This window comes from Neisseria sp., from assembly GCF_030523955.1.
GTDB lineage: Bacteria > Pseudomonadota > Gammaproteobacteria > Burkholderiales > Neisseriaceae > Neisseria.
The window spans coordinates 1-8,599 of sequence record NZ_JAUNHL010000085.1 but is presented as its reverse complement, the minus strand read 5'-3'; the positions used below and the strand labels follow the sequence as shown (position 1 = coordinate 8,599).

The following is an 8,599-nucleotide window of genomic DNA, read 5'->3' as shown; positions in this document are numbered from 1 at the left end:
CGTACTACTTGTACTGTCTGCGGCTTGCTGCCTTGTATCGAAAGTTAATTAAATCTGCTATAGCGGCGTACAAAATCGTTCTCTTTGAGCTTTGGCGCAGCAACGCCTTCGCGAAAGTTAATCCGCTATATCAAAAACTATGGATAACACCATCAACGGTTCCCATCACTGTCTTTTTTGTTCAGCTTTGTATCCCCATGCTCCCTGCCGGTCAGATAGGTCGCCAACAATGGAAAAAAAGCCGCCAATACACAGGAAACGCCAATCACCAATAGCGCAATCGCACCGGCAGGCTGGCGTAACAATTCATGTACCCATTCACCCTCACCGAAAAGCGTCATGATGCCGGGAATAATCGCAGCGAGGCCGCAAATTAAAATAATGATGGATCCAATATGTAAACGCATAACGGTACTCCTTTCATTACCGGGCAGAAGAACAACGAGATTCTTTGTTTTATAAATTTAACACCTTGTTTTCATTGGATCCAGAAATATTATTCACACTTCATCAAGCTTGATTGGCCATCGGATGGTGAAAATTTCTAGCAGAACATTTGATATTATCTATCATTATCCGATGCGCCATCTTTGTGATGAGGCGTATAATGCTACGAGAAAAGTTCCCCGAACAGATACCGCCCGGAATTCATATGCCATATCTCAGCATAAAACACTTGCATAAGGCCGCAAAAACCTGCTTTGATTTAGCCCGGCAACGTCGCAGAAACAAGAGTAATACCGATTAGCTTGCAGTATGCATTCACATAAAATCTGTCGGGCAAAAAAGACCGTTTTAACCACCTTCGTCAGAAAACCTTAATGTTTCCGGCGTATATTTGTGCAGCGTGACAAACTTCTTAGCCCCCTAAAAACCGATAAACAAAGCTGCACAATAAAATGTTTTCGGTTAGCAGCACAGAAAGAACTTATTTATGAGCAGTATGATCTCACCTGAAAGCACCGTCCTCGTATTAGATTTAGACGATACGCTTTATCCAGAACATTGTTACAAAATCTCCGGTATCCGATCAGTTTGCAACACCATCGCCTCCCTTTACCCGCGGTACAATGCCGAAACCTTGTTTGAGAGCCTGGATACATTGGGCGCATGGCTGGATCAACTATGCAACGATTGCGGGCTTAACGCCTCCGAAAAACAAACCCTATTGTGGCAATACCGCCTGCACATCCCTGATTTATCAAGCTGCATGCCATCGGAACAACTCAAAGACCTGATATCCAGATTCAGCGCCACCGCAGTGATCTCAGACGGCCGCAGCATCACCCAACGCTTGAAACTCGCCGCCTTAGGTTTGCTCGAACGCTTCGATCTGGTGCTGATTTCCGAAGCCACTGGCGCCGACAAACCTGATGACAAACGCTTTTTACAGATCGAAAAAACCTGGCCCGGCAAACAATATATCTATATCGCCGACAATACCGCCAAAGATTTCATCACCCCCAACCGCTTAGGCTGGAAAACCTTGAGAATTACAGGTATGCCCAACGCCCTCTACTCGCACAACGAGTCTCATTTTCCCACCGAATACCGCGCCCAAGGCCATTTGGACAAACTCGAAGATTTGGCTGCTTTACTAAACCCCGTTGACAATTAACCGGCGAAGCGGTTTTTTGAGGCAAAAATCCGCGTATGCACGTGGTTTGCCCGATGGGAAAATGCGGTCGTGCCACCCGCGATCCCGCGAAGATATTTATTCCATCAACAGAAATGCCTGTCTGAAAACTTTCTTTCAGACAGGCATTTGTTATAATGCCCCTCTTTTTGCAAGGAAAGCTTTTATGTTCAAATACATTCTGCCGGTTTTGGCATTACTGGCCGCCCCGTTGGCGCAATCGTTCGAAGTGAAGGCCGGCAACTGGCAGTTTGCGCACCGCATTTCCTGGCAAGAGCGCGAGAGCAAAAAAACCGATTTCGTAGAAGGCACCGAAGAAATATGCATCAGCCGCAGCGCCGCCGCCGATTATGCCAAAGCGCAGGCAGCCGAGCTGCAAGCCGACGGCTGCCGGATTGAAGATGCAGAAGAAAACGGCGATGCCGCCGCCTTTCGCGCCATTTGCGAAAACCGGCTGACCTTCCGAATGAATTACCAAAAACTTTCCGACAGCCGTATCCGCGTCCGGCAAGTCGTCGCCAACCCCAACGGCAACGATTATGTGGCGGAAGGAGAGATGCAACACCAAAACGACGATACCGGCCAATGCAGCGATTAGGGCCTGTCTGAAAAAACAAACGAACTTTTACCCCGGCCGTACCGTCAACCGGAAAGCCGATTATTGATTTGAGATATAAATATGCACCACCAACCGATTTCCCGTTTCGCTGCCGTCGCCCTGCTGGCCCTATTGGCCGCCTGTAGCAGCAAACGCCCGCCGAGCACCCCGCCAACGACCGGCAGCAGCGGCGGCTACGTTCCCATCGGCAGCGCGCTGCCCACCGGTATCCGTTTGCCGCACGGCACGGTAGTCAATCCCGAAGGCGCCACCGTCAGCTACCGCGCCGTCGACCACCACGCCCTGCCTTCCTGGACGTTCCAAAACTTCACCAACAGCCTGATTTCCTTCAAACAAGGTTGTACCAAACTCAAAGCGCGCGCCGATTGGTACAATGTTTGCGAACAAGCCGCCCGTACCCCCAACCTGCACTTCTCCGCCAAACACTTCTTTGAAAACTACTTCACCCCGTGGGAAGTGAGCGACAACGGCCAGCTCGGCGGCACCATCACCGGCTATTACGAGCCGATTCTAAAAGGCGATACCCGCCAAACCAATAAGGCCCGTTTCCCGATTTACGGCCTGCCCTACGACTTCATCAGCGTCGACTTACCTGCCGCCCACCGCAGCAGCCGCGGCATCGTGCGCGTAAAACCCACCGGCAACAACAAAGGCGCCATTGCCGCCGACGGCACCTTCACCGCCAATCTGGCCGACTTCCCGATTACCGAACGCAGCCGCAGCATCAAAGGCCGTTTTGTCGAAGGCGGCCGCTTCGTACCCTACTACACCCGCGCCCAGATTAACGGCGGCGCCCTCAACGGCAAAGCCCCGATTTTAGGCTACGCCGAAGACCCGGTAGAACTCTTCTTCCTGCAAATCCAAGGCTCCGGCCGCCTGCAAACCCCGTCCGGCCAATTTATCCGCTTGGGCTATGCGGATAAAAACGAGCAGCCTTACGTTTCCATCGGCAAATACATGGCCAACAAAGGCTATCTGCCGTTGGGGCAAACCTCGATGCAGGGCATCAAACAATGGATGCGCAACAACCCCTCGCATCTGGCCGAAGTGTTGGGACAAAACCCCAGCTATGTTTTCTTCCGCAAACAGGAAGGCGAAGACTTAGGCCCGATAGGCGCACTCGGCACCCCGCTTAAAGGCGAATATGCCGGCGCCGTCGACCGCCACTACATCACGCTGGGCGCCCCGCTGTTTCTCGCCACCACCCATCCCGAAAACGGCCGCGCCCTCAACCGCCTGATTATGGCGCAAGACACCGGCTCGGCCATTAAAGGGGCCGTTCGCGTAGACTTCTTCTGGGGGTACGGCGACGAAGCCGGCAACAAAGCCGGCAAAATGAAAAACACCGGCTATGTGTGGCAACTGCTGCCCAACGGCGTTAAGCCGCAATACACCCCGTAAAAGAACCGGCCAAACCAATGCCTGTCTGAAAACTTTTGGATTACAACCATACACAAGTGTTTCAGACAGGCATTTTTATGGGCAAAAATCCGTTTTCCCGTTAAACGGCCTCTAAAAACCTACACTTTCTTAAACTTTTCTCGCATAATATTACCCAAATTCAGCATCAAGAGAATTTTTTTCGGTTCACCCGGTTTTTTACACATTTAATTTCCAAGAGGTATCCATCGTGTCCGATTCATCATCCAAACGCGAAACCTTCGCCAGCCGCCGGGCATTTATGCTCGCCGCCATCGGCTCGGCGGTAGGTTTGGGCAACATCTGGCGTTTCCCCTATATTGCTTATGATAACGGCGGCGGCGCTTTTATCATTCCCTATCTGATTGCCCTGCTCACCGCCGGCATACCGCTATTGTTTCTCGACTACGCCATCGGCCACCGCTACCGCGGCTCGCCCCCGCTGGCCTTCCGACGCATGGGCCGCTGGCTGGAGCCCTTCGGTTGGTGGAACGTACTGGCCAACGTTATCATCTGCATTTACTACGCCGTCATCATCGGCTGGGCAGCCAGCTACACCTATTATGCATTAACCGGCGCATGGGGCAGCGATCCGCAAGCCTTCTTCTTTAAAGAATATCTGCACATGGCCGAGGGCGCAGACGTCAGCCTTAACTTTGTCGGCAAAGTATTGGGCCCCTTGCTCGGCGTATGGCTGTTTACCCTGCTGATACTCGCACTGGGTGTACAAAAAGGCGTGGCGCGTGCCTCCACCTTCTTCATGCCGCTGCTGGTCGTGATGTTTATGGTGATGGTCGGCATCGCGCTCACCCTGCCCGGCGCCGCCAAAGGCCTCGACGCCCTGTTTACGCCCGATTGGTCGAAACTGTCCAACCCCGGCGTATGGGTTGCCGCCTACGGCCAAATCTTCTTCTCGCTCTCGATCTGCTTCGGCATCATGATTACCTACTCCTCCTATCTGAAACCGAAATCCGACCTCTCCGGCACCGGTTTGGTAGTAGGCTTTGCCAACAGCAGCTTTGAAGTATTGGCCGGTATCGGCGTATTCGCCGCACTGGGCTTTATGGCCACTGCCGCCGGCAAAGAAGTGAGCGAAGTTGCCTCTTCCGGCATCGGGCTTGCCTTTATCGCCTTCCCGACCATCATCAACCAAGCACCGTTCGGCGCCCTGATCGGCCTGCTGTTCTTCGGCTCGCTGGTGTTTGCCGGCATCACCTCGATGATTTCGATTGTGGAAGTGATCATTGCCGCCGTGCAGGACAAACTGCGCCTGAGCCGTATCCCCGCTACCTTGCTGGTGTGCATCCCGATGGCCGTGATTTCCGCACTGCTGTTCGGCACCACCACCGGGTTGCCGGTGCTGGACGTGATGGATAAATTCGTCAACACCTACGGCATCGTCGCCGCCGGCTTCATCTACGTACTGGCCCTGATTGTCGCCCGCAAACTACCGATACTGCGTAACCACATCAACGCCGTGTCCTCCTTCAAAGTCGGCATCATCTGGTATCTCTTTGTCGGCGCCACCGTTGCCATGCTGGGCTATATGCTGTTCCAAGACACCCAAAACCTGCTGGCCAAAAATTACAGCGACTACCCCGATTGGTTCCTCAACCTGTTCGGCTGGGGTATGTCCGCCGGGCTCGTCGTGGTAGCCCTGCTGCTCTCCCTTCTGCCCTGGCGCATGGAAAGCAAGTTTAACCCCGACGAAATTCACAAAGGAGACCACCAATGAGCACCATCGCCATCGTTATGATGTTGGTTATGATTGTCGTGATCTGGGGCGGTTTTATTCTTTCGGTATGGCGTTTGCCAAAAGAATAAAGCAACCGGTTTAACCCAGCGTAAAGCAAACAAATGCCTGTCTGAACGTTTTTCAGACAGGCATTTTTAAATGTTTGGCAACCGAATGTATATAGCGGGTTTAATTACTTCGATACAAAGCAGCAGGCCGCAGACAGTAAACACGTACGGAACCGATTCTGTTGCCGCTTTAACGGCTTGAGCCCTTTGCAAAATTCTTTTCGATAACTAAAAACACTTGCGTCATGCTCGGGCTTGACAAGATATCAATAAATTCAGGATTAAAAACTTTTTTGCAAAGGTCTCGGCTTGCAAAATCGTTCTCTTTGGGTTTTGGCGCAGCAGAAACTTCGCGAAAGTTAAGTTACTTCACTATAGTGGCTTAACCGCACCGCTAAAACCCTACTCTTTCCCATTCCTCCAACAGTGCCGGACGGCGCGGTTTGATGTTGTTCTGCACTTTGATTTCCGCCGCAAATGCATTCACCGCCTGCTGCTTTGGATAACGGCTGGCCAGCATTTTCAATTGCTTGGCCAATTGGCGGTATTGTTTGCGAGTGTGAGCCTTAGAGATTTCCTTATCGAAAACCGTCAAATAGCAATCGACAATCTGCGCATGATACGGCTCGGGGAAGGACGGGCTGAAATGATCCAGCGTTGCCAAACTCAAGCCAGCATATTGTTTCAATACCGACAGCAATAAATCAAATTTTTGCTCATGCTGCAAAATTTCGGCGCTAAGCCAAGCACTTTTGGCCAAACGCGCCAGCAGGCGCTCAAATTCAGCCGGCCATTCGGCCTCGGAAAACGTGGCTTTCCAAGCCTGATAATGTGGCAGCGAAAAATCGTCTTTATGAAATGCCAAATCCTCTGCCAAGGCGCGGATATCCGCACCGGTTTGCTGCATTACCGCAAACAGTTGCAATTTCCAATCATGCAGGGTGCCCAAGTGCCCCTTCGCCCCAGCCAACGCCATACCTTCGCGCAACAGCCGTTCGGCCTCCGCCCAGTTTTGTTGCCCGACTGCCTGCGCCACGGCGATTTTACGAAATTCGGGCAGATAAAGATGCCGTTCAAACCAATCCTGCGCGCCCGTATCATCGCCCTGCGCCTGAAACAGCTGCCAACGCGCCATCGCCCAAAACTTGCTATTCCACTCGTCTACCTTTGCCAAGCGGGTGTCCACATATTTTTGCCACACCCTCCATTGGCCGTTTTGCTGCCAGATTCGGGCGCGAATGTGATAGAGTTTGTAGCCGCTGTCGCCGTATTCAAAATAACGATCATCTTTCAAGCATTTATCCAAACAGCGGATCAGACTTTCCGGCGCGTTTTCGCGAGTGGTCTGATCCAACAACTCAACCGCACCATCAATAGCATCGGCCAAAATACCGTCGGAATCATCCATTCTTTCATACGCTCGAATCAGGCGCGGCATCAACAGCGGCAAAGCATCGGCAACCGCCGCCTCACCATCCTGCGCCACCTCGCCCAACCAATCTTGCACCTTTATACCCAAATCCATGGCATCGTAATAATCATAGCCGGCACGGGCGAACATTTGCTTGACCTGCTGCTGATAGATTTCCTCACGCTTTTCAGGTTGCAAAAAGGCGGTTAAACGCTCCCGTACCGTTTCGTCTTCAGCCAAGCGCAACAGCATTTTGCGTAAAGCCGCCTCATCCGCACGAGCCAATAAATCCACCAAAGATTGCGATACCCCCTGCGTTTCAAGCCGCGCCCGCAGCGCATACCACAACGCCGCCATATGCTTGCAAGCATCATCGTAAGGGCAATCGCAGCCACCGCTTTGAATGCGCAGCCCTTTATCCAGTTTCAGCCATACCGAATACATTGCCGAACCGCGCACTATTGCCTGATAACGCCCGGCAGCCGTTTCACGAATTTCCAGCACCTGGCCATGATCGAAATAATGCCGGCCGCGATCGGCAATATGCGGCGGGAAAATATCGGGTAAACGGATAGGATTACTCATAACAAACTTTCTCCAAAGTGGAACCGCTGCCATGATAAACGGAAATACGCTACCCAAACGAAAATTTGGTTTCCCGAATCACCGCCGCCGGGCTTTAAAGATACGCAAAGACAGCATTTTCCAAAACCGTAAATCGGCCGATTAAACATGAAAACGTCTGAGACCTTTGCAAAAAACTTTTTAACCCCTTGAATTGACAATATAAGCACAACAAATCCATCATTTCACGCGAGTTGCGTTGCAATGCAAGTACCCGGTCATACAGTGTCTGCCGGGCAGAAAAGCACTATCGGCAACGGCGAACCCGTTGCCGCCCCAAACCCAAGTTCGCCTGTGCGCTGCGCTTGGTCTGCATACAGGAAAAGCTACCGGATCAGCAATAGTCACCCGAACAAATCGAGGTGCGCATGAAACACGAAAACAGTACCGCCTGAAAAATCAAGCTTTCAGACGGCGTAGAACCAAAAGCAGATAACCTACCAACGCGTGTGTGTCCAAAGGCACACACGCTGCGCTTACCCAAAGCATTAACATCTTATTTTTTTGATTCCAATTCATTAATTAATTCTTTTAAGTCTTGCTCAGTTTGAGTGCTAAGTGTTTTAGCGTACGGCTCAAATCTCTTGGCAATATCAGTAATAGTTTCTCCTAACACCCGAATAAATAAATTCTTATCTATTCTTTTAGTCTCCAAAGAAAATCTTACATGCTCTAAATAGTTAAGTACCAATACAACAGATTGCTTGAAGTCTTCATTGCTTTTAATTTCGTGTATCAAGTCATTATCTGATGTGTCAGATTTTTTTTCTTTTGCTTTTCTTGTCCATTTTCTAGCCTCTAAATAATGAGGATCATCCCAACGCGACAAAAGATCAAATGTGTTTTCAATAACAGCAGCCCTTCTTTCCAAAAACATATTTGCAGCAGAAAAATATGTAGACAAAACAACTCCGCTACCACCAAGGCAGAGTAAAAACATTTTTGCAGCCTCTAATATAGCTGAGTTATTTTCAGAGATAGGGGCCTCATAAGCTTTGATAGTTATAGTCAATTAAAATAAGAGCTCCGTAGTAATGCAGTCATAAAATCTCCCACGGCAGGTAAAACTTTCCGCAAATGCTTTTTA

At 50.7% G+C, this 8,599-nt stretch carries 8 protein-coding genes; 5 read left to right on the top strand and 3 right to left on the bottom strand.

Features of this window, described 5'->3' with window-relative positions; all coding sequences use genetic code 11:
- Positions 1–152: 152 nt before the first annotated feature.
- Positions 153–407 (bottom strand): hypothetical protein, encoded by a 255-nt coding sequence (locus Q4C79_RS12550; RefSeq protein WP_303091362.1) that lies wholly within the window; start codon positions 405–407, stop codon positions 153–155.
- 527 nt (positions 408–934) lie between these two features.
- On the opposite strand from Q4C79_RS12550, the gene Q4C79_RS12545 reads away from it, so the two are divergent.
- The 5 genes from Q4C79_RS12545 to Q4C79_RS12525 all read left to right on the top strand — a co-directional run bounded on the left by Q4C79_RS12545 (position 935) and on the right by Q4C79_RS12525 (position 5,498).
- Positions 935–1,618: an HAD family hydrolase gene (locus Q4C79_RS12545; protein WP_303091361.1), complete on the top strand. Its 684-nt coding sequence runs from the start codon at positions 935–937 to the stop codon at positions 1,616–1,618.
- A 184-nt stretch (positions 1,619–1,802) separates the two neighbouring features.
- Entirely contained in the window at positions 1,803–2,234 is a 432-nt protein-coding gene (locus Q4C79_RS12540; protein WP_303091360.1) for a DUF3617 family protein, read from the top strand.
- Positions 2,235–2,315: 81 nt separating this feature from the next.
- The gene (locus Q4C79_RS12535) at positions 2,316–3,656 is read left to right on the top strand and encodes a murein transglycosylase A (protein WP_303091359.1); all 1,341 of its coding nucleotides are present in this window, start codon (positions 2,316–2,318) and stop codon (positions 3,654–3,656) included.
- Positions 3,657–3,885: 229 nt separating this feature from the next.
- Positions 3,886–5,409, top strand: a complete 1,524-nt coding sequence (locus Q4C79_RS12530) for a sodium-dependent transporter (RefSeq protein WP_303091358.1) — start codon at positions 3,886–3,888, stop codon at positions 5,407–5,409.
- Positions 5,406–5,498: a methionine/alanine import family NSS transporter small subunit gene (locus Q4C79_RS12525; protein ID WP_303091357.1), complete on the top strand. Its 93-nt coding sequence runs from the start codon at positions 5,406–5,408 to the stop codon at positions 5,496–5,498. Before Q4C79_RS12530 ends, Q4C79_RS12525 begins: the two co-directional genes overlap by 4 nt.
- A gap of 373 nt (positions 5,499–5,871) precedes the next feature.
- On the opposite strand, the gene Q4C79_RS12520 is transcribed toward Q4C79_RS12525, so the two are convergent.
- Positions 5,872–7,473, bottom strand: coding sequence for an SWIM zinc finger domain-containing protein (locus Q4C79_RS12520; protein ID WP_303091356.1), 1,602 nt, complete (start codon positions 7,471–7,473; stop codon positions 5,872–5,874).
- A gap of 535 nt (positions 7,474–8,008) precedes the next feature.
- Complete coding sequence (locus Q4C79_RS12515; RefSeq protein ID WP_303091355.1) at positions 8,009–8,524, bottom strand: DUF4760 domain-containing protein; 516 nt, start codon at positions 8,522–8,524, stop codon at positions 8,009–8,011.
- Between the last annotated feature and the right edge of the window lie 75 nt (positions 8,525–8,599).

Bases quoted from the DNA above. Each gene is read 5' to 3' on its own strand.
- Q4C79_RS12550 (WP_303091362.1), bottom strand. From the start codon at position 407: ATGCGTTTACATATTGGATCCATCATTATTTTAATTTGCGGCCTCGCT.
- Q4C79_RS12545 (WP_303091361.1), top strand. From the start codon at position 935: ATGAGCAGTATGATCTCACCTGAAAGCACCGTCCTCGTATTAGATTTA.
- Q4C79_RS12540 (WP_303091360.1), top strand. From the start codon at position 1,803: ATGTTCAAATACATTCTGCCGGTTTTGGCATTACTGGCCGCCCCGTTG.
- Q4C79_RS12535 (WP_303091359.1), top strand. From the start codon at position 2,316: ATGCACCACCAACCGATTTCCCGTTTCGCTGCCGTCGCCCTGCTGGCC.
- Q4C79_RS12525 (WP_303091357.1), top strand. From the start codon at position 5,406: ATGAGCACCATCGCCATCGTTATGATGTTGGTTATGATTGTCGTGATC.
- Q4C79_RS12520 (WP_303091356.1), bottom strand. From the start codon at position 7,473: ATGAGTAATCCTATCCGTTTACCCGATATTTTCCCGCCGCATATTGCC.